General features: G+C 72.9%; 22 protein-coding genes. 10 read left to right on the top strand and 12 right to left on the bottom strand.

The genetic code is table 11. From position 1 onward, the window contains the following. The first annotated feature begins 1 nt into the window (after window position 1). The gene (locus ACWGJM_RS30375) at window positions 2–586 is read left to right on the top strand and encodes a DUF4865 family protein (protein ID WP_453414928.1); all 585 of its coding nucleotides are present in this window, start codon (window positions 2–4) and stop codon (window positions 584–586) included. Next, window positions 583–1,506, top strand: coding sequence for a phosphotriesterase family protein (locus tag ACWGJM_RS30380; protein ID WP_453414929.1), 924 nt, complete (start codon window positions 583–585; stop codon window positions 1,504–1,506). The genes ACWGJM_RS30375 and ACWGJM_RS30380 overlap by 4 nt, the downstream gene beginning before the upstream one ends. Window positions 1,507–1,525: 19 nt before the next feature. On the opposite strand, the gene ACWGJM_RS30385 is transcribed toward ACWGJM_RS30380, so the two are convergent. From ACWGJM_RS30385 to ACWGJM_RS30395, 3 genes are read right to left on the bottom strand one after another with little or no spacing between them, the layout of a single operon-like run. Then, window positions 1,526–2,263: an NUDIX hydrolase gene (locus tag ACWGJM_RS30385; RefSeq protein ID WP_453414930.1), complete on the bottom strand. Its 738-nt coding sequence runs from the start codon at window positions 2,261–2,263 to the stop codon at window positions 1,526–1,528. After that, the gene (locus tag ACWGJM_RS30390) at window positions 2,260–3,498 is read right to left on the bottom strand and encodes an ROK family protein (protein WP_453414931.1); all 1,239 of its coding nucleotides are present in this window, start codon (window positions 3,496–3,498) and stop codon (window positions 2,260–2,262) included. The genes ACWGJM_RS30385 and ACWGJM_RS30390 overlap by 4 nt, the downstream gene beginning before the upstream one ends. Window positions 3,499–3,546: 48 nt before the next feature. After that, window positions 3,547–4,197, bottom strand: coding sequence for an alpha-ketoglutarate-dependent dioxygenase AlkB family protein (locus ACWGJM_RS30395; protein WP_453414932.1), 651 nt, complete (start codon window positions 4,195–4,197; stop codon window positions 3,547–3,549). A gap of 67 nt (window positions 4,198–4,264) precedes the next feature. Between ACWGJM_RS30395 and ACWGJM_RS30400 the strand changes: the two genes are divergently transcribed. After that, entirely contained in the window at window positions 4,265–5,401 is a 1,137-nt protein-coding gene (locus tag ACWGJM_RS30400; protein ID WP_453415007.1) for a methyltransferase, read from the top strand. Here the strand turns inward: ACWGJM_RS30400 and ACWGJM_RS30405 are convergent. Both ACWGJM_RS30405 and ACWGJM_RS30410 read right to left on the bottom strand, forming a co-directional pair. Beyond that, a complete protein-coding gene (locus tag ACWGJM_RS30405; protein WP_453414933.1) occupies window positions 5,379–6,269 on the bottom strand; it encodes a class II fructose-bisphosphate aldolase in 891 nt (296 codons plus the stop codon). The genes ACWGJM_RS30400 and ACWGJM_RS30405 overlap by 23 nt on opposite strands. Window positions 6,270–6,297: 28 nt before the next feature. Next, on the bottom strand, window positions 6,298–7,179 hold the full coding sequence (locus ACWGJM_RS30410; RefSeq protein ID WP_453414934.1) for an SIS domain-containing protein: 882 nt from the start codon (window positions 7,177–7,179) through the stop codon (window positions 6,298–6,300). Between the two features lie 126 nt (window positions 7,180–7,305). Here ACWGJM_RS30410 and ACWGJM_RS30415 point away from each other — a divergent pair, with 126 nt between their 5' ends. Continuing rightward, on the top strand, window positions 7,306–8,085 hold the full coding sequence (locus ACWGJM_RS30415) for a DeoR/GlpR family DNA-binding transcription regulator (protein WP_453414935.1): 780 nt from the start codon (window positions 7,306–7,308) through the stop codon (window positions 8,083–8,085). Window positions 8,086–8,129: 44 nt separating this feature from the next. Here the strand turns inward: ACWGJM_RS30415 and ACWGJM_RS30420 are convergent, their stop codons facing one another. Further along, window positions 8,130–8,525: a luciferase domain-containing protein gene (locus ACWGJM_RS30420; protein WP_453414936.1), complete on the bottom strand. Its 396-nt coding sequence runs from the start codon at window positions 8,523–8,525 to the stop codon at window positions 8,130–8,132. Window positions 8,526–8,846: 321 nt separating this feature from the next. Here ACWGJM_RS30420 and ACWGJM_RS30425 point away from each other — a divergent pair, with 321 nt between their 5' ends. After that, window positions 8,847–9,413, top strand: a complete 567-nt coding sequence (locus ACWGJM_RS30425) for a hypothetical protein (protein WP_453414937.1) — start codon at window positions 8,847–8,849, stop codon at window positions 9,411–9,413. A gap of 107 nt (window positions 9,414–9,520) precedes the next feature. On the opposite strand, the gene ACWGJM_RS30430 is transcribed toward ACWGJM_RS30425, so the two are convergent. After that, on the bottom strand, window positions 9,521–10,576 hold the full coding sequence (locus ACWGJM_RS30430) for a glycoside hydrolase family 5 protein (protein ID WP_453414938.1): 1,056 nt from the start codon (window positions 10,574–10,576) through the stop codon (window positions 9,521–9,523). A gap of 198 nt (window positions 10,577–10,774) precedes the next feature. Here ACWGJM_RS30430 and ACWGJM_RS30435 point away from each other — a divergent pair, with 198 nt between their 5' ends. Continuing rightward, window positions 10,775–11,821, top strand: a complete 1,047-nt coding sequence (locus ACWGJM_RS30435) for a LacI family DNA-binding transcriptional regulator (RefSeq protein ID WP_453414939.1) — start codon at window positions 10,775–10,777, stop codon at window positions 11,819–11,821. 73 nt (window positions 11,822–11,894) lie between these two features. Here ACWGJM_RS30435 and ACWGJM_RS30440 read toward each other — a convergent pair whose 3' ends face one another. Then, window positions 11,895–12,356, bottom strand: a complete 462-nt coding sequence (locus ACWGJM_RS30440; RefSeq protein ID WP_453414940.1) for an ALF repeat-containing protein — start codon at window positions 12,354–12,356, stop codon at window positions 11,895–11,897. Window positions 12,357–12,591: 235 nt separating this feature from the next. On the opposite strand from ACWGJM_RS30440, the gene ACWGJM_RS30445 reads away from it, so the two are divergent. Then, window positions 12,592–13,806 (top strand): MFS transporter, encoded by a 1,215-nt coding sequence (locus ACWGJM_RS30445; protein WP_453414941.1) that lies wholly within the window; start codon window positions 12,592–12,594, stop codon window positions 13,804–13,806. A gap of 54 nt (window positions 13,807–13,860) precedes the next feature. Here ACWGJM_RS30445 and ACWGJM_RS30450 read toward each other — a convergent pair whose 3' ends face one another. Further along, window positions 13,861–14,805: an SDR family NAD(P)-dependent oxidoreductase gene (locus ACWGJM_RS30450; protein ID WP_453414942.1), complete on the bottom strand. Its 945-nt coding sequence runs from the start codon at window positions 14,803–14,805 to the stop codon at window positions 13,861–13,863. A 177-nt stretch (window positions 14,806–14,982) separates the two neighbouring features. Between ACWGJM_RS30450 and ACWGJM_RS30455 the strand changes: the two genes are divergently transcribed. Continuing rightward, window positions 14,983–15,720, top strand: coding sequence for a maleylpyruvate isomerase family mycothiol-dependent enzyme (locus ACWGJM_RS30455; RefSeq protein WP_453414943.1), 738 nt, complete (start codon window positions 14,983–14,985; stop codon window positions 15,718–15,720). On the opposite strand, the gene ACWGJM_RS30460 is transcribed toward ACWGJM_RS30455, so the two are convergent. Beyond that, window positions 15,706–16,110, bottom strand: coding sequence for a MarR family winged helix-turn-helix transcriptional regulator (locus tag ACWGJM_RS30460; RefSeq protein WP_453414944.1), 405 nt, complete (start codon window positions 16,108–16,110; stop codon window positions 15,706–15,708). The two genes, ACWGJM_RS30455 and ACWGJM_RS30460, sit on opposite strands and share 15 nt — an antisense overlap. 85 nt (window positions 16,111–16,195) lie before the next feature. Between ACWGJM_RS30460 and ACWGJM_RS30465 the strand changes: the two genes are divergently transcribed. Together ACWGJM_RS30465 and ACWGJM_RS30470 are read left to right on the top strand one after the other, a co-directional pair. Continuing rightward, window positions 16,196–17,692 carry an MFS transporter gene (locus tag ACWGJM_RS30465; protein WP_453414945.1) on the top strand — a complete coding sequence of 499 codons (1,497 nt, stop codon included), beginning with the start codon at window positions 16,196–16,198 and terminating at the stop codon, window positions 17,690–17,692. A 106-nt stretch (window positions 17,693–17,798) separates the two neighbouring features. Beyond that, entirely contained in the window at window positions 17,799–18,083 is a 285-nt protein-coding gene (locus ACWGJM_RS30470; protein WP_453415008.1) for a DUF6332 family protein, read from the top strand. Here ACWGJM_RS30470 and ACWGJM_RS30475 read toward each other — a convergent pair. Together ACWGJM_RS30475 and ACWGJM_RS30480 are read right to left on the bottom strand one after the other, a co-directional pair. Next, a complete protein-coding gene (locus tag ACWGJM_RS30475) occupies window positions 18,044–18,709 on the bottom strand; it encodes a response regulator (RefSeq protein WP_453414946.1) in 666 nt (221 codons plus the stop codon). The genes ACWGJM_RS30470 and ACWGJM_RS30475 overlap by 40 nt on opposite strands. Then, window positions 18,706–19,992, bottom strand: coding sequence for a sensor histidine kinase (locus ACWGJM_RS30480; RefSeq protein ID WP_453414947.1), 1,287 nt, complete (start codon window positions 19,990–19,992; stop codon window positions 18,706–18,708). The genes ACWGJM_RS30475 and ACWGJM_RS30480 overlap by 4 nt, the downstream gene beginning before the upstream one ends. Between the last annotated feature and the right edge of the window lie 35 nt (window positions 19,993–20,027).

Below are 20,027 nucleotides of genomic sequence, written 5' to 3' on the forward strand. Positions count from 1 at the left end.
CATGCACGCGCTTCAGTACGAGCTGACGTTCCCCGCCGACTACGACATGGAGATCATCCGCGCCCGGGCGGCCCGCATCGGACACCGGCTCGACGACTGGGAGGGCCTCGGCCTCAAGGCGTATCTGATGCGTGAGCGCGGCGCGCACGGATCCCCGGTCAACCAGTACGCGCCGTTCTATCTGTGGAACACCGTGGAGGGCATGAACCGCTTCCTGTGGGGCGGCGCCTTCCAGGGGCTCGTCGACGATTTCGGGCGGCCGGTGGCGCGGCGGTGGTCGGGGCTGGCGTACGAGGAGGGTGCCGCCGCGGGTTCCCGGGCCGCCGTCGCCGTGCGCCGGCGCGAACCGGTGCCGGACGGGGCCGAGTTGTCCGGTGTGATGGCGGAGGCGGTGCGCGAGACCGGACAGCTGGCCGCAGAGGGCGGTGCCGTGCTGGCGGCGGCCGGCGTGGACACGCACCACTGGGAACTGGTCCACTTCTCGCTCTGGGAGCACGACACGCCCAAGGCGCCCGGGGACGTCTTCCAGGTGCTGCACCTGTCGGCCCCCGGCAGGGAACGGCTGCCGCGCGGACGGCAGTGGTGACGGCAGCGGGGAGTGCCGCGGTCCGTACGGTGCTCGGCGACGTACGCCCCGAGGATCTGGGCGTGTGCGACGCGCACGACCACCTCTTCCTGTGCAGCCCCCAGCTGCCCGGCCAGGAGCTGAACGACGCCGCCGCCGCGCGCGCCGAACTGGACGCGTTCCGCGCGGCGGGCGGGGCGGGCGTGGTGCAGTGGACGCCGTACGGGATGGGCCGCCGGGCCGCGGACCTGCCGCCGCTGTCCCGGGCGGCCGGGGTGCACCTGGTGTGCGCGACGGGACTGCACCAAGCGGCCCACTACACCCCGGAGTCGCTCGGCGAACTGCGCGGCCGGCTCGCCGCCGTCTTCGTCGCCGAACTGACCGAAGGCATCGGCACGTCCGGGGTCCGCGCCGGGCTGATCAAGGTGGCGGGCGGCTTCCACGCCCTCGACGCGCACGCCCGCTGGACGATGACCGCCGCGGCCGAGGCACACCACGCGACGGGCGCGCCGATCGCCGTGCACCTGGAGCTGGGCACCGGCGCGCTCGACGTACTGGACCTGCTGTGCGGCGAGTTGGAGGTTCCGCCGCACCGGGTGATCCTCGGGCACCTCAACCGCTCCCCCGACCTCGTGGTGCAGCGGCAGGCCGCGGACACCGGGTGCTGGCTGGCGTTCGACGGGCCGTCCCGCGCCCAGCACGCCACCGACTGGCGGATGCCCGACGCCGTACAGGCCCTGGCCGAGGCCGGGTTCGGGCATCGGCTGCTGCTCGGCGGGGACACGGTGGTCGCCGGGGCGCGGTCGGTCGACGGGGGGCCGGGAATGCCGTATCTGCTGCGCCGGGTGCGGCCACGCCTGGAGGCGGTGCTCGGCACGGAGCCGGTCCGGGCGATCCTCACCGACAACCCGGGACGGGCGTTCGCCGTCGACTGGCGGTGAGCTGCCTCCCCCTGACGGATCAGGCGCTGTCCTCCGCGAAGTGCCGGACGACCGGCGCCAGGTAGTCCACGTACGGGCCGGCCAGGGCGGCCAGTTCGTCCGGTGAGCGGATCAGCGTGATCCGGTCGAACTCGGGATCGTGGCCCTCGGCCTTCTCCACGGCGGCCAGGGCCGCGTACCGCTCGTGCAGCAGCGAGGCGGGGCGCGGTGGGGCGAGGAACAGGACACCGACGGACCCGTTGCGGCCACGGGTGGCGAGCCGCAGGGTCAGCGCGTCCGGCTCGGTGTCCGACCCGATCTCCTCGGCCAGCTCGCGGGCCGCGTGCCGGCGCAGGGCGGCCAGGTCCAAGTCCTCAGCGGGGCCCGGCGGTTCGACGCTGCCGCCCGGCAGCTGCCAGCGGCCCGGGGCGGCGGTCCACGGCGCCATCCGGCCCACCAGCAGGCTCCCGTCGTCGTCCGGCTGCACGACGGACACGAAAAGGGACGGCAGCCAGGCGGTCGCGCCTGGAACCCGGCGCAGGGCGTGCAGCCGATACGTGGCGCGGGTCCAGGACAGGACCAGGTCGTGCGGTTCCTCCAAGGCCAGCCCGGTGAGGGCGGCCACGGGCCCGTCGAACAGGGTCGGGTTGGCCCGGACCGCCTCCTCCCACACGCGGTCCATCGCCGAGCGTTCCCCCGGGGACAGCTCGGGCGGCGGCGTCTCGACCAACCGGACGTCCCGCGCCCGCAGGAGTTCGACGGCAGGCGGCTCGGTCACCGCAGCGCCCCCAGCGGATCGTCCAGCACCGGCTGCCAGGCCAGCTCGGCCGCGCCGACCAGGCTGTTGTGATCGAGGGTGCAGGGCAGGATGGGGACGCCGCCGCTCTGGCCCCACAGGCTGCGGTCGGCGACGACCGCGCGCAGCCGGTCGGGGTCGGCGTCGAGCAGGGTGCGGTGCAGGCCGCCGAGGATGATGCGGTCGGGGTTGAGGATGTTCACCAGGCCCGCCAGGCCCAGGCCGAGGCGGTCGATCAGCGCCTCGGCGGCGGTGCGGACCGTCGGGTCGGCGTAGTGGTGGCGGATCAGGTCGATGGCCTGCTGGAGCAGGGACACCTCGGGGCCCGGGTCGCGGCCCGCCTCGATGAGCAGGGCCAGCGGGTCCGCCTCGACATCGAGGCAGCCGCGGCTGCCGCAGTGGCAGGGGCGGCCCTCGGGGTTGACGGTGAGATGGCCGACTTCCAGGGCGAGACCCGAACTGCCCGTGTGCAGGCGGCCGTCCAGCACCAGGGCGCCGCCGACACCCCGGTGCCCGGTGGCCACGCACAGCAGGTCCCGGGCGCCCCGGCCGGCGCCGTGCCGGTGCTCGGCGAGCGCGACGAGATTGATGTCGTTGCCGGCGAAGGCGGGTCCGGTGATCCCGGCCGCGCGCACGCACTCGCCGAAGATCCGGCGCACCGGCGCGCCCACGGGCCAGGCCAGGTGCAGCGGGTTGAGGGCCAGGCCGTCCGGTTCGGCCACCGCCGACGGCACGGCGAGCCCGGCGCCGACACAGCGCCGGCCGGTGCGGCGGAGCAGCTCGGCGCCCGCCTGCACGACGGAGCCGAGCACCTTCGCCGGGTCGGCGTCGACGGTCTCGCAGCCGGGCGCGGTCGCCACGATCCGGCCGCCGAGCCCGACCAGCGCCGCCCGGAAGCCGTCGGCGTGCACCTGCGCGGCCAGCGCGACGGGACCGTCCTCGGCGACCTCCAGCCGGTGCGAGGGGCGCCCCTGGGAACCGGCTGCCGCCCCGGGCCGGGCGTCGACCCGGATCAGGCCGAGCGCCTCCAGTTCGGCGGCGACCGCGCCGGCCGTCGCGCGGGTGACGCCCAGTTCGGCGGTGAGGACGGCCCGGGTCGGCGCCCGCCCGGTGTGCACGAGCTCCAACGCGGGCCCGAGCGCGCCGCGCCCCCGGTCCAGCCGCGTCCTCGAGGTGGTCCCATCCCCCGCTGTCCGGGGGTCCGCCTTGCCGCTCATGAGGGCGAGTCTCCCATGATCCGTTGACCGGGCGTCCGGCGCCGCGAGCTAGAAGCCGCTCACCCGCAGAGTGATGTTCAGCCGCCCGGTCAGCCCGAGCGCGGGCGGTGCCGTGCCGGCGTGCACCCGGGGGACGCCGTGGTAGGCGAACCGGGACGGCCCGCCGAAGACGAACAGGTCGCCGCTGCGCAGCTCGACGTCGGTGTAGGGCCTGGTCCGGGTGTCAGTGTTGCCGAAGCGGAACACGCATGTGTCGCCGAGGCTGAGCGAGACCACCGGCGCGCCGGACTTCTCGTCGCTGTCGCGGTGCATGCCCATGCGGGCATCGCCGTCGTAGAAGTTGATCAGGGCGATGTCGTACGCCGCCCCCGTGGCCGCCTCCGGGCCGAGCGCGTCGGCGACCGCGCGGCGGCCCAGCTCGCCCAGCCAGGCGGGGAAGGGCTTCACGGGGGCGCCGTCGCCGTCGACGACCGTGCGGGTGTAGGCGTACGGGTACCAGTGCAGGCCCAGACAGACCTGCCGGGCGGTCATCGTGCCGCCGCCGGGCGTGCGGACGGTGCGCAGGCCGGCCGGCGGGCGGGCCCATTCCCGGCAGGCGGCCAGCAGCTCGCGCTGTGCGCCGGCGTCCAGCCAGTCCGGGACGTGCACGGCGCCCGGCACGACGTGGGTGCGCCCCCTGGGAAACAGCTCCGCCTCCATACCCCCATCCTGCCCGACAAGCCCTGAACTGGGGCTCGGCTAGCCTGGACGCACGATGAACGACCGTATGACGACTCCGTGGGGCGAGCTCGAGCTGTCCCGCTTCCCCGAGGATCCGCGCGACCAGCTACGGGCCTGGGACGCCTCCGACGCGTACCTGCTCCGGCATCTGGCCGAGGAGCGGATCCCCCTGTCCGGCACGGTCGTGGTCCTCGGGGACCGCTGGGGTGCCCTGGTCACGGCACTCGCGGCGCACCGGCCGGCACAGATCACCGACTCGTACCTCAGCCAGGAGGCGACCCGCGCGAACCTCGCCCGGGCCGGTGTGGAGGCCGGCGCGGTGCACCTGCTGACCACCCAGGATCCGCCACCGGGACGCATCGACGTGCTGCTGGTCCGTGTGCCGAAGAGCCTGGCGCTCCTGGAGGACCAGCTGCTGCGGCTGGCCCCCGCCGTGCACGAGGGCACGGTCGTGGTCGGCACCGGCATGGTGAAGGAGATCCACACCTCGACCCTCCGGCTGTTCGAGCGGATCCTCGGCCCGACCAGGACCTCTCTGGCGCAGCAGAAGGCCCGGCTGGTCTTCTGCACCCCGGACCCGGCGCTGGAGCGCCCGGCCAACCCGTGGCCGTACAGCTATGACCTGCCCGACGGCATCGGCGCGGCCTCCGGGCGCACGGTCGTCAACCACGCCGGCGTGTTCTGCGCGGACCGGCTCGACATCGGCACCCGGTTCTTCCTCCAGCACCTGCCGGGCGCCGACGGGCCGCGCCGGGTGGTGGACCTCGGCTGCGGCAACGGCGTCGTCGGTACGGCGGTGGCGCTGGCCGACCCGGCCGCCGAGGTGCTGTTCGTCGACGAGTCGTTCCAGGCGGTGGCGTCGGCGGAAGCCACGTACAAGGCCAACGGGGTACCCGGGCATGCCGAGTTCCGGGTCGGGGACGGGCTGGCCGGGGTGGCTCCGGGCAGTGTGGACGTCGTCCTGAACAACCCGCCGTTCCACTCCCACCAGGCGACGACGGACGCGACCGCCCGGCGCATGTTCACCGGGGCGCGGCGCGCGCTGCGGCCGGGCGGCGAGCTGTGGGTGATCGGCAACCGGCACCTGGGCTACCACGTGCAGCTGCGCCGACTGTTCGGCAACAGCCGGCTGATCGCGAGCGATCCGAAGTTCGTGGTGCTCAAGGCCGTGAAACGGGGCTGACCCGATCGGCCCGCGGGGCGAGCACACCGATGATCCGGGTGACCTCGCGGGCCATCGCCTCGCGGCCCACGCTGAGGTACTCGCGGGAGTCGACGGCCTCCGGGTGTGCGGCGAGGAAGTCCCGGATCGCCCCGGTCATCGCCATGTTGAGGGCGGTGCCGACGTTCACCTTGGCGATACCGCCCGCGACCGCCGCGAGCAGGCCCTCGTCCGGTACCCCGGAGGAGCCGTGCAGCACGAGCGGGACCGGCACGGCGGCGGACAGCCGCTCGAGGAGACCGTGGTCGAGGGCCGCGGTGCGGGCGGTCATGGCGTGGACGCTGCCGACGGCGACGGCCAGCGCGTCCACTCCGGTGCGGGCGACGAAGGCCCGGGCCTCGCCGGGATCGGTGCGGGCGCCGGGAGCGTGGGCGTCCCGCGCCGGCCCGGCGGCTTTCTCCTTGCCGCCGATCTCACCCAACTCGGCCTCGATCCACAGGCCTTGGGCATGTGCCCAGTCGACCGCGGTCCGGGTGGCGGCGAGGTTCTCGGCGTAGGGCAGGCGCGCCGCGTCGTACATGACGGAGCTGAACCCGGCGGCCGGCGCCTGCCGCAGCAGATCGTCGCTGCGGACGTGGTCGAGGTGCAGGGCGACCGGTACGCGGGCCCGCTCGGCGGCGACGGCGGCGGCACGGGCCAGCGGCAGCAGCCGTCCGTAGCGGAATCTGACCGCGTTCTCGCTGACCTGGAGGACCACGGGCGCGCCGGCCGACTCGGCACCGGCGATGACGGCCTCGACGTGTTCCAGGCTGATGATGTTGAAGGCCGCGACGGCGGAGTGCGCGGCGGCGGCACGGGTGACCAGCTCACCGGTGGCTGCGAGGGGCACGGCCGGTCCCTTCCTTTCAGGCGTCCGGTCAGGGGGCGAGGATCACCGAGCGGGTGAGGTGGCGCGGCCGGTCCGGATCGAGGCGGCGGGCGGCGGCGACGGCGACCGCGAGGCGCTGGGCGCGGACCAGTTCGGCGAGCGGGTCGAGGCGGCCCTCGATCCACAACCCGCCCGTGGCACGCACCTGTTCGGCGAGCCCGTCAGGCGCCGTGCCGAGCATCCAGGTGGCCGTGGACCGGGTGGTGACGCTGATGGGGCCGTGCCGGTACTCCATCGCCGGGTAGGCCTCGGTCCAGGACAGCGAGGCCTCGCGCATCTTCAGCCCTGCCTCACTCGCCAGTCCCACGGTCCAGCCGCGCCCCAGGAAGGTGAACTGGGTACGGTCGACGAGCCCGGGGGGCAGCGGGGCCGAGAGGGCGGCGCGGCCGTCCGTGACGACCGTGTCGGTGTGCAGACCGAGATGGGCGCGGAGCAGGGTGAGGGCACTGGTGGCGAACCGGGTCTGGACGACGGACCGTTCGTCCGCGAAGTCCAGCACGACGATGTCGTCGGCGGCCGACATCACGGGGGTGTCCGGGTCGGCGGTGATCGCGGTCGTGCGCGTCCGTCCCTTCAACTGTCCGAGCAGGTGGAGCACTTCGGTCGTGGTGCCGGACCGGCTGAGGGCGATGACACGGTCGTAGCGGCGTTGGAGCGGGAACTCGGACGCGGGGAAGGCGTCCGTCTCACCCGCTCCCGTGCCCTCGCGCAGGGCGGCGGCGGCCTGTGCCATGAAGTACGAGGTGCCACAGCCGACGATCGCGACCCGCTCCCCCGGCGCCGGCAGCACCCCGCCGTACCGCGCCGCCTCCTCGGCCGCCCGTATCCAGCATTCCGGCTGGCTGTTCAGCTCGTCCTCGACATGGGTCATGCCGTGCCCCTCCCAGACGTGCTTGATTGTTCTTGCAAGATAAGGCCAGTTTTCGAGCACAATCAAGCATTGGGTTTCGGACAGGGTGCGCTAGGGTCGCGGCATATCGGGGAACGGAGGCCGCTGATGTCGCGCGACGCGCGCTGGAAAGTGCTGCTGGAGCTGCTCGTCGAACGCGGTCGCCTGGAGGTCGAGGAGGCGGCGGCCGAGCTGGAGGTGTCGTCCGCGACGATCCGCCGGGACTTCGACCGGCTCGCCGAGCAGCAGATGCTGGTGCGCACCCGGGGCGGCGCGGTGGTCCACGGGGTGTCGTACGAACTGCCGTTGCGCTACAAGACGGCCCGCCACGCCTCGGAGAAGCAGCGCATCGCCGAGGCGGTCGCGGATCTCGTCGCGCCGGGCGAGGCGGTGGGCCTGACCGGTGGCACGACCACCACCGAGGTGGCCCGCGCCCTCGCAGTGCGCGGCGATCTCGCCTCGGGCTCACCCGCGCTGACCGTCGTCACCAACGCGCTCAACATCGCCAACGAGCTCGCCGTGCGGCCCCAGTTCAAGATCGTGGTGACCGGCGGGGTCGCCCGCCCGCAGTCGTACGAACTCGTCGGGCCGCTCGCCGACGGCGTGCTCGGCCAGATCACCCTCGACGTGGCGGTACTCGGAGTGGTCGCCTTCGACGTCGCGCACGGCGCGGCGGCGCACGACGAGGCGGAGGCCGCGATCAACCGGCTGCTGTGCGAGCGCGCCGAGCGGGTGGTCGTCGCCGCCGACTCCAGCAAGCTGGGCCAGCGGGCCTTCGCCCGGATCTGCGCGGCCGATTCGGTGGACACGCTGGTCACGGACACGGCGGTGGGCCAGGACACCGTGCACCGCTTCGAGGAGGCGGGGGTGCGGGTCGTCGCGGTGTGATCCCAGACCCTGGACGCCGGACGCGGGGGCCGTCCGGTCCGCCGTCAGATCCCGCCGGGGGCCGACCGCACGAACCCGGCACCGCGCTGGTCGTTGCAGCCGAGCATCGGCCGGTCGCCCGGGTCCGGCCAGGTCTGCTGGGCCTGGAGGGCGACGCTCACCAGTGTCAGCAGCAGGTCCACGTCGCTCGCGGCGTCGAGACGGATGGTCACCCACTGCGAGCCCGGGACGATACGGATCGCCCCCGAGCCCTTGAGGTTCTTGGCGAAATGCCGGATGGCGCGGGCCGTCAGCCGCAGGTCGACATCCCGGTCCGAGTGGAAGTGGGCGATCTCGCCCCCGGCCGAACTCACCGCCTGCCCCAGTCCGCAGCTCGGCGCCGCCTGTCTCAGGTCCGGCCAGGTCGCCAGTTGCGCGAACGCGCGCGAGGCCAACGTCATGGGCCCATCATGGCGCGCTCACTCTCCCGCAACCAGCGCGTGAGCGAGTATTAACCGATCCGTATCGGCGACTTGTCCGTACTCGCGCCTTCTGCGCCCCGGAAAAATCCGAAGACAAAGCCGATCAAGTCGGCGATCACCGGTCGGCCGCACACACACGTTCCCGGAGGTACGTCGCCCGGGGGAACGGGCCTTTCACCCTGCGTGTCTCATCACCTCTTGTACCTCGTTCGTGTCATGGATCTTCGACTGCACCTTCACGCAGGGCTCACCACGGCTACATTCGCCCGTCACGTAAGCAAGCGCCACCAAGGGGGCGAAATGAGCCAGCAGTACCCGCACCAGCCCGGAGGAGCCCCACCACAACAACAGTGGGGTGCACCACCGCCACCGCAGCCGAAGAAGAAGGGCAGCGCGGGCAAGATCCTGGGCTTCGGCTGCCTCGGCGTGGTCGCCCTGTTCGTCATCCTCGGCATCGCCGCCACCGGGGGATCCAACAGCAGCGGCAGCGGCGCCACCGCCACGTCGCAGAAGAACAGCGGCAGCCATGCCAAGAGCGGCGACTCCCAGGCGGACAAGGCGGCGGACACCGTCGTCTTCAAGGTGTGGGGAACCGCACCGAGCGGCGCGGCCGGCCCGCTCGACATCACCTACGGCTCGGACAGCGACAACCGGCAAGGACACTGGAAGCAGGACGGGTTCACCGCGACGCTGCCGCTGCACAAGGGGGCCCTGTACTACAGCCTGACGGCGCAGCTGGCGGGCTCCGGGGACATCCACTGCTCCGTCACCATCGGGGGGACGACGAAGACCGGGCACGCCTCCGGCGGCTACAACATCTGCTCCGCCCAGCTGAACTCCGGGTTCGACGGCGACTGGGAGGGATGACGTGCGGCCCCGCCCCGGAAGAGCCTGATCGCCGACCGCTTCCCGATCCGCAGCACTTCGCCCCGCCGACCACACGATCGACGGGGCAAACAGCCAAGCCCGCGGCGTCAGGGCTTGACGGGCTTCCCGCGTCCCCAGCCCCAGGCGAGCCGGTCGGCGCCGGACTGGTTGGTGGTCTCCAGCCAGGGCCGGGAGGCGTCGCCGACCAGCTTCTGTATCGAGTAGGTGTCGTCGGTGCGCAGGCCGGGCCAGTACACGGACCCCATCCCGAGCTTGCGGAAGGTGTCGGTGTCGGCCTGGATGAAGTTGATGTAGTTGTTGTCGGGGGCCGGCTTGTCGTAGTCGAGGCCCGTGGTCATCGGGGCGCCGAACTCGTCGGCGACGGTACGGCTCGCGCAGTCGCCGAGGCGCTCCTTGAGGTCGGCCGCCCACTGGTCGTAGGTGGCGTAGTCCTTCCAGAACCCGTAGTGGTGCAGCGACAGGTAGGTGCCCTTCAGCCGTGGGTCGGCGCAGACCGAGGTGACGTGGTCGTTGTAGCCGGCGCCGCTGACGAAGACCCGGTTGCGGGGCACGGAGGGGTAGGTGTCGAGCCACTTCGCGGCTATGTCGGCCCACGCGGTGTCGGTGTAGCCGTGGGGCTCGTTCATCGGCTCGAAGTAGACGTGCTTGTCGCTCTTGTAGGCCTTGACCACGGTGTCCCACATGGGCCAGAACGTGGTCTCGTCGTCGATGAAGCCGTCCTTCTTGTCGCCCGTGCCCTCCCAGTAGGACACGATCACCCTGAAGCCCTTGTCCGAGGCCGCGTCGATGACCCCGCGGTACGACTTCCAGTACGCGCCGTTGACGGTGTACGGGTTGATGGGCAGCCGGACGGTGTTGGCCCCGAGGTTGGCGCGGAACGCCGAGATGATCCGGCTCGCCTTGGCGTAGGTCTGGCGGTAGTTGTCGGAGGTCGACAGGCCGGACAGCTGGAGGTAGTCGTCGGCGAAGTTGTCACGCGGATCCGCCCAGTTGACGCCCCTGAACTGGCTCGTTCCGGTCGGCGCGGCGGAGGCGGCGGGGCTGCCGGCCAGGGTCGCACCGCTGACCGCGGTGATCGCGACCGCCACGCAGGCGGCACGCAGTCGGGGGGTGAGGCGGTTGCTGGCGGGGGTCTTGCGCATCGACGTGCCCTTTCCGGAGGTGGCGACTCGGCGCCTCGCATGTTTACGTAAACATGCCCTCCCGCGGCAAGGGATGTTTACGTAAACTCGGCGGCGCCGGAATCGTGGCATCCGCCCCAGCGGGCGTCAAGGTTCCTCACGCGTAACATGCGGTGGATCGCGCAACAGGGCCCGGGGGCCGGGTCGAGGGAGGCACGAGTGGTGGAGCGGGGCGGCTCGGGCGTGCCCGGCGGACGTCGCAAGCAGCGTGTCTCCATGGCCGACGTCGCCAAGCTCGCGGGTGTCTCGTCCCAGACGGTCTCCCGGGTCTCCAACGGCCATCCCGGGGTCGTCAGTTCGACCCGGGAGCAGGTGCTCGCGGCGATGCGGGAACTGGGCTACCGGCCCAACAGCGCGGCGCGCGCCCTCAGGTACGGCCAGTTCAACACCATCGGCGTGATCCTCTTCAGCCTGTCCTCGACGGGCAACAGCCGCACCGTGGAGGCGATCGCCACGCACGCGGCGGCCGAGGGGTACGCGATCACGCTGATCCCCATCGACGTCCCGACCCAGGACAACGTCCGGGGGGCCTTCACCCGGATGGGAGAGCTGGCCGTCGACGCCGTCATCGTCATCATGGAGATCCACCTCCTCGACACCGGCACGGTGCGACTGCCGCCCGGCGTGCACGTCGTCGTCGTGGACTCCGACGCCGGCGACCGCTACAGCGTGGTCGACACCGACCAGGCGGACGGCGCCCGAAAGGCCGTCCGGCATCTGCTCGGCCTGGGCCACCGGACCGTGTGGCATCTGACGGGGCCCCGGACGTCCTTCGCCGCCCAGCGCCGCACCCAGGCCTGGCGTGCGGTCCTGGAGCAGGCCGGACGCCCGGTGCCACCGCCCCTGCACGGCGACTGGTCGGCCGAGTCGGGCTACGCGGCCGGCCTCGCGCTCGCCCAGGAGCCGGACTGCACCGCCGTGTTCGCCTCCAACGACCAGATGGCCCTCGGTCTGCTGCGCGCCTTCCACGAACTCGGCCGCTCCGTGCCCGGGGACATCAGCGTCGTCGGCTTCGACGACATCCCCGACGCCGCGTTCTTCGTCCCGCCCCTGACCACCGTCCACCAGGACTTCGCGGAGGTGGGCCGCCGCTGCGTCGGCAAGGCGCTGGAGCAGATCCGGACCGGCGGGGGGTCGCGGGCCGGGACGGACCTCGTGCCGACGAGTCTGGTGGTGCGGCGGAGCACGGGGGCGCCGCCGGGGTGACCTGGAGGCGGTCAGGCCTGTCGCTCACATGCGTGCGGCCGTCACAGCGGCAAGCCGATGCCGGCGTTCGTGGTCAGCCGTCCACCTCGTACTGCCCGACCTCCAGGAAGTAGCGCATCTCTTCCGGAGCGCCGTCCATCGCCTTCTCGGCCGCCGACCGCAGGGCGTCGCTGATCCCGGGGTCGGCCAGGAGGGTCGCGATGGCGACGCGGTCGTCCTCGGCCTGGGCGAGCCGACGGCCCGTCCCGAGGAAGTGGCGCATGTCCTCGGCGGTGCCGTCGATGGCCTTCTGGGCCTCCCGGTACACGGCCTTGCCGGTGGCCGGGTCGGCCACGATGCGGAGGATCGCGATGCGGAGGTCGTCCTCCGACATCGAGTCGTACGGGGAGTCCGCGTCCGTCCCCGCATCGGTCACCGCCACCGACGCGGTGACGGACGAGGCGGCCGCGCCGACGGCGAAGGACGGCGTGGAGAGCCACAGGGCCGGGGCCAGGGCGCCTGCGGCCACGACGAGCGCCGCACGGTTCAGCCTCATGCAGTCCCCCATGGATCGAAGAGTGGCCGGTTGTTCCTCGCGGGAGATCGTTCCGGGGGCCCGCACCGCGAAGTACTGCCCGTGACCGGCAGACTTCGCGGCCGCTTCGTCGCCGAGTGACGATCATGCCGGGGACACGTGCCCCGCCGCCGCCCAGGGACTCCTTGCTCCGCACCACCCACCCCCCTACCCTGCATTTGTGCCGCAAATAAACAAAACCCGAACGCACAGCGCCGTGCCGGGCAACGACAACCCGCTCACGCGGCTCCGTACCGCGCTGACCGTCTTCTTCGCCATGGACGGCTTCATCTTCGCCGGCTGGGTCGTCCGCATCCCCGCCATCAAGCACCAGACGCATGCCTCGGCCAGCGCACTGGGGCTCGCTCTGCTCGGGGTGTCCGCGGGGGCGGTCGTCACCATGATGCTCATCGGGCGTCTGTGCCGCCGTTACGGCAGCCATCCCGTCACCGTGGTCTGCGCCGTCCTGCTCTCCCTCAGCGTCTCGCTGCCGCCGCTGGCCCACTCGGCGACCGCGCTGGGGGCCGTACTGGTGGTGTTCGGGGCGGCGTACGGCGGGATCAACGTCGCCTTCAACAGCGCCGCCGTCGATCTGGTGGCCGCGCTGCGGCGACCGGTGATGCCGAGCTTCCACGCCGCGTTCAGCCTGGGCGGCATGCTCGGCGCCGGTCTCGGCGGGCTGGTCGCGGGGTATCTCTCCCCCACCCGCCACCTGCTCGCTCTGACCGTGATCGGTCTGCTGGTCACGGCAGTCGCGGGACGTACTCTGCTGCGACTCGAGCCTCCGGCACGGCAGGCGCCACAGGGGCCACAGGGGCCACAGGGGCCACAGGATCGCCCGGCGTCCGACGGGGACACCCCGCGACACCCTCACCGCCCCGACCGGCGCACCCGTGGTCTCGTCGCCGTCTTCGGCCTGATCGCGCTGTGCACCGCGTACGGCGAGGGAGCCATGGCCGACTGGGGCGCGCTCCATCTCGAGCAGGACCTGGACGCCTCGGCCGGGGTGGCGGCGGTCGGCTACTCGTGCTTCGCGCTCGCCATGACCCTCGGCCGGCTGACCGGCACGGCCCTGCTGGAACGCCTCGGCCGGACCCGGACCGTGATCGCCGGGGGCGGCATCGCGGCCGCCGGGATGCTGCTCGGCTCACTCGCCCCCGCCGTCTGGGCGGTCTTGATCGGCTTCGCCGTCACCGGGCTCGGGCTCGCCAACCTCTTCCCGGTGGCCGTCGAGCGCGCGGGCAGCCTGGCCGGTCCCTCCGGCGTCGCCGCCGCCTCCACCCTCGGCTACGGCGGCATGCTCCTCGGTCCGCCCGCGATCGGCTTCATGGCCGACTGGTTCTCGCTGCCCGCGGCGCTCACGAGTGTTGCCGTGCTGGCGGCCGTCGCGGCGCTGATCGGTTTCGTGACGCGGCGGTCGGCCGTGGGCTGACCCCTCCGGCTGACGTGCTTCTCCGCTGACGCCTCTCAGCCACCGCGGCCGTCCTCAGAGGGCGTCGAGAGAGACGCCGGTCAAGCGACAACTGACCTCCCACAGCCGCGCCGCGACCGAGTTGTCGGCGAGATGACCCCACACCGGTTCGCGGCGGGGCTTGCCGCGCAGGCCGAACACCCGCGGTCCCCATACCTGCCCTCCGCGCACGGCCGGGTCCAGCACCGCTCGTACCACCGGCCACGCGCCTGCGTCCTTGCCCTGGACGAGGAGGGCGGCGGGTGCCGCGCGCAGACCCTCGCCGGCGGTCCGCACATGCACCGGGGGCCGCGACGGAGTGAGGGGGTCCAGGGCGCCGCCGGGGTGGGCCACGACGCTCGTCACCGTGCTGCCGACGGCCCGCAGGCGGCGGTCGAGTTCGAGTCCGAAGTACATCTGCGCCAGCTTGGAACGCCCGTAGGTGCGCTTGGGCAGGTAGTCCCGCCGGGACTGAAGGTCGTGGAGGTCGAGCCGCTCGGACTTCGCCGCGAAGCTGCCCACGGTCACGACACGGGCCGCCGGTGCGGCCGAGAGCAGCGGCATCAGGTGGTGGGTGAGCGCGAAGTGCCCGAGGTGGTTGGTGCCGAACATGAGCTCGTGGCCGTCGGCGGTCTCCCGGCGCGGCGGGGCGTCGAGCGCCACCCCGGCATTGTGGACCACCGCGTCCAGGCGGTCCGTACCCAGTGACTCCACCGCCGCTCGGAGCGTCGGCAGATCGGCGAGGTCCAGCCGTACGGCACGCACCCGTGCACCGGGCACACGCGCGCGGATCGCGGCCAGGGCGGCCTCGGCCCTCGCGGGATCGCGGCTGCCCAGGACCACGCCGGCCCCGGTCGCCGACAACTGCTCGGCGGCGAAGTAACCGATGCCGGCGTTGCCCCCGGTGATCAGGAAGACCCTGCCGTCGGCACGGGGCAGGCGCCGTACGTCCCAGGGCGCGGCGGAGGATTCGGAGGGCATGACGGCAGGCTCCCTGCTGCTGGCGGACGAGAGGGGTGAGGACGCTCCCTCGGGAGCGGCTCGCCGCCCAAACTTCCAGTGGCCACCGACACATCGCCTACGGATCACCGACAGCCCCGACGGGCGGCCGACGAAATGCGGTGCCGACCCGCCCGGCCCGTCGGGCACACTCACCCCATGGACACAGCCGACTACCTGGAGACCCTGGACCGCGAAGGCCGCCTGCTCGCCGCGGCCGCCGCCGAGGCGGGGACCGCGGCCGGGGTGCCGACCTGCCCGGAGTGGCGGGTGCGGGACCTGCTGCGGCACACGGGCGCGGTCCACCGCTGGGCGGCGGGGTTCGTCGCCGACGGATACGGCGAGCCGCGACCGCTGGGCGGGGAGCCCGATCTCGACGAGGACGAGCTGGTGAGCTGGTACCGGGACGGTCACCGGCGGCTCGTCGAGACCCTGGCCGCCGCGCCGACCGACGTGGCGTGCTGGACCTTCCATCCGGCGCCCTGCGCCTCGCCGTTGGCCTTCTGGACCCGGCGGCAGGCGCACGAGACGACCGTACACCGGTACGACGCGGAGTCGGCGGCCGGCGGCACGGCGTCCCGGATCGCCACCGACTTCGCCGTGGACGGCATCGACGAGCTGCTGCGCGGCTTCCACGCCCGCCCGAGGAGCCGGGTCCGGACCGAGGCGGCGCGCGTCCTTCGGGTGCGGACCCTCGACGCGGACGCGGTGTGGACCGTACGGCTTTCCGACCGGCCGCCGGTCACCAGCAGGGACGAGTCCGGATACGCGGAGGCCGAACTGGCCGGTGCGGCCGATCAGTTGTACCTCGCGCTGTGGAACCGGCTGCCCGTGCCCAGGGTGACCGGAGACGCCGCGCTCGCCGCCCTGTGGCGCGAGACCTCAGCGATCGGCTGAGTCGTTCAGCATCCGGGTCAGCACCGCGCGCTGCACCGGCCGTACCTCGCCGTGCAGCGCGCGCCCCTTCTCCGTGAGTCCCACGCGGACGCCTCGACGGTCCTCGGGGCACATGGCCCGCTGGAGGAGTCCGTCTTTCTCCAGGCGGGCGATCAGGCGGGACAGGGCGCTCTGGCTGAGGTGGATGCGGTCGGCGATCTCCTGTACGCGGTAGGCGCAGCCGCCGTCCGCCGCGGAGTCCTCGGAGAGCAGGTCGAGGACCTCGAAGTCGCTGGCGCACAGGCCGTGTTCGTGCAGGGCGCGGTCGAGTTCGCACTGGGTGCGGGCGTGCAGCGCCAGGATGTCCCGCCACTGGTTCACGAGCTCCTGCTCGGCCTTCTTCGCCGCCATGAGCGCACCGTAGCAGAGAAATCAATTTGTTGCATCGTAATTAAATGCACTTGCATCGCATGCACATGCATGTACTGTCTACCGCATGACCTCTCCGCTCACCACCCCCGCGGCCCCGTCCCCGGCGGTCCGCTGGACTCCCCGGTTGTGGGGCACCCTGCTGGTGCTGTGCGCCGCGATGTTCCTGGACGCGCTCGACGTGTCCATGGTCGGCGTGGCCCTGCCCTCCATCGGCTCCGACCTCCACCTGTCCACCTCGACGCTGCAATGGATCGTCAGCGGCTACATCCTGGGATACGGCGGGCTGCTCCTCCTCGGCGGCCGGACCGCCGACCTGCTCGGCCGGCGCCAGGTGTTCCTGGTGGCCCTCGGCGTGTTCGCCCTCGCCTCGCTGCTCGGCGGACTGGTCGACTCGGGGCCGCTGCTGATCGCCAGCCGCTTCATCAAGGGGCTGAGCGCCGCGTTCACCGCGCCCGCGGGCCTGTCCATCATCACCACGACCTTCGCCGAGGGCCCGCTGCGCAACCGCGCCCTGTCGATCTACACCACCTGCGCGGCCACCGGCTTCTCCATGGGTCTGGTGCTCTCCGGCCTCCTCACCGAGGCCAGTTGGCGTCTGACCATGCTGCTGCCCGCGCCCATCGCGCTGGTCGCGCTGCTCGCGGGACTGAAGCTGCTGCCGCGCAGCACACGCGAGAAGGACCACGACGGGTACGACATCCCCGGCGCCGTGCTCGGTACCGCCTCGATGCTGTTGCTGGTCTTCACCGTCGTACAGGCGCCGCAGGCCGGCTGGGCGTCGGCCCGTACCCTGCTGTCCTTCCTGGCCGTCGCCGCGCTGCTGACCGTGTTCGTCGTCGTCGAGCGGCGCTCGCCCGGCCCGCTGATCCGGCTCGGCGTGCTGCGCTCGGGCAGCCAAGTGCGGGCCCAGCTCGGCGCGATGGCGTTCTTCGGCAGTTACGTCGGCTTCCAGTTCCTGGTGACGCTGTACATGCAGTCCCTGCTCGGCTGGTCGGCGCTGCACACGGCGCTCGCCTTCCTGCCCGCCGGTGCGCTGGTGGCGGTGTCCTCGACCAAGGTCGGCTCGATCGTGGACCGGTTCGGCACCGCACGGCTGATCGCGGCGGGCTTCGCGCTGATGGTCGCCGGGTACGCGCTGTTCCTGAGCGTCGATCTCCATCCGGTATACGCGGCGGCCATCCTGCCGTCGATGCTGCTGATCGGCGCGGCCTGCGCGCTGGTCTTCCCCTCGCTCAACATCCAGGCCACCAACGGGGTCGAGGACCACGAGCAGGGCATGGTCTCCGGTCTGCTCAACACCTCGGTCCAGGTGGGCGGCGCGATCTTCCTCGCCGTCGTCACGGCGGTGGTCACCGCCCACGCCCCGGCCCACGCGACCCCGCAGGCCGTGCTCGACAGCTACCGTCCGGGCCTGCTCGTGGTGACGGGCATCGCCCTCGCCGGGCTCCTCATCACCCTCACGGGGCTGCGCGGCCGCCCTACCGCGCAGCAGACCGTCGTTATCGCCAGGTCCACCGTGGAGAGGGAGGCGGACGTGGAGCCCGTGGCGGTCCATGACTAGGGGGAATGCCTCCAGGTGTGCGCCCGGCGGGAGTTGCTTGCTCCGCCGGGCGCACGCCTGTGAGACTGGGTCGATGGACGGGGATGGGGACGGGGGCGGGGGGCGGATGGACGGGTACGGGGGACGGCGGACCAAAGCCGAGCAGGACGCCATGACCGTGGAGATCGGGTACGCGCTGGCCAGCGCGGTGTTCGCGGCCGCGGTGACGTTCGGGGCCGTCGGCGGACCGGCGCTGCTCTTCGATCTGCCGCCGCTGCTCGCGGCGGCACTGCTGCGTGTGGCCGGCACGCTCGCCGCCGTCGTCTTCGTGGCCCGGGTGGTGAGCGTGCTGGTGCGCTTCCGGCGGGAGCCTCAGCCCAGCCAGCCCGGCCGCACCAGCCCCGACTCGTAGGCCAGTACGACCAGTTGGGCCCGGTCCCGGGCGCCCAGCTTGACCATCGTGCGGCTCACGTGGGTCTTCGCGGTGAGCGGGCTGACCACCAGGCGGCGGGCGATCTCCTCGTTGGACAGGCCGATGCCGACCAGCGCCATCACCTCCCGTTCCCGCTCGGTGAGCGCGGCGAGGGCGTCGGCGGCCGCGGGCTCCTTCGAGCGGGCCGCGAACTCGGCGATCAGCCGGCGGGTCACACCGGGCGACAGCAGCGCGTCGCCGTCGACCACGGCCCGTACCGCGCGCAGGAGTTCGTCCGGCTCGGTGTCCTTGACCAGGAAGCCGGAGGCGCCCGAGCGGATCGCCTCGAAGACGTACTCGTCGAGCTCGAAGGTGGTGAGCATGACCACCTTGACGTCCTTCAGGCCCGCGTCCCCGGTGATGCGGCGGGTCGCGGCCAGGCCGTCCAGCAGCGGCATGCGGATGTCCATCAGGACGACGTCCGGGCGCAGTTCGCGCACCTGGCCGACGGCCTCCTCGCCGTCCGCCGCCTCCCCGGCCACCTCGATGTCCGGCTGCGCGTCGAGCAGCGCCCTGAAACCCGCCCGCACCAGTGACTGGTCGTCGGCGAGCAGTACCCGGATCACTGATCCTCCCCGGAGTGCAAAGGCAGTACAGCGAGCACCCGGAAGCCGCCGTCGGGGCGCGGGCCCGCCTCGATCGTGCCACCCAGCGCGGCGGCCCGCTCCCGCATTCCGGCCAGGCCGTTCCCGCTGCCGCCCACGTCCGCGCCGGTCGCGGGACCGTCGTCGTCGATCATGAGCCGCAGCGCGCCGCCTTCGTGCGCGAGGCGCACGCGCGCGTGCCGCGAACCGGAGTGCCGTACGACGTTGGTGAGGGCCTCCTGGACGATACGGAAGGCGGCCAGGCCGGCGCCCGGCGGCAGCCGCGGCGGCGCCCCCTCGACCTCGACGGTGAGGCCCGCGCTCGCCGCCTGTTCGACCAGTTCCGGCAGCCGGTCGAGGCCGGGCGCGGGGGCGCGTGGCGCGTCTCCGGGGGTGCGCAGGGTGTCGAGGACCTGACGTACCTCGCCGAGCGCCTCCTTGCTGGCGTCCTTGATGGTGGCGAGCGCCGCCCGCGCCTGCTCCGGGTCGCTGTCCAGGAGGGCGAGGCCGACGCCCGCCTGCACGTTGATGACGGAGATGCTGTGCGCGAGGACGTCGTGCAGTTCGCGGGCGATGCGCAGCCGCTCCTCGTCGGCGCGCCGCCGGGCCGCCTGGGCGCGCTCGGCACGCTCCCGGGCCCACTGCTCACGCCGGACCCGGCCCAGCTCCGCCAGCGCGACGACGGCCAGCACCCAGGTGGCGACGACGATCTCCGCACCGACGCCCGCGCCCTTGTCGTGCGGCGGCGGCAGCCAGCGGTACAGCCAGAGCGCCACCAGGACGTGCCCGGCCCACAGCAGCCCCAGCGACGCCCAGGCGGCCCGGCGGTGCCCGGTGACGACCGCGCTGAAGCAGCTCACGGCGACGGCCAGGAAGACCGGCCCGTACGGATAACCGGCGGCCAGGTAGACCAGGGCGGCCGTAGCGGTGCCGAACGCGACGAACACCGGGTGCCGCTGCCGCCACAGCAGCAGCCCCGAGGCCACGAGCAGCAGCACACGCCCGGAGACGTCCAGCGGCTCGCGGCCCGGCTGCTGGTGTGCGGCGAAGTTGGAGCCGATCACCACGAAGGCGGTGATCAGCACGGTGGAACGCCACGGCAGGTGCGGACGCCGCGCCTCGGTGTCGTCGGTCCCGTACCACCGGCGCCCGTGCCACCGTCGCCCGTGCCACCGTCGCGGCCCGTGCCACCGCCGCGGCCGGTCCACCGGTGCCGGCCGGTCCCCCCGCCTCGACCGGATCCGGCGTCCGTACTGCTCTTCCATGACGGCCACGCTAGACGCGGGCGGGCCGCGTCGGC

The organism is Streptomyces sp. NPDC054834 (assembly GCF_053611185.1).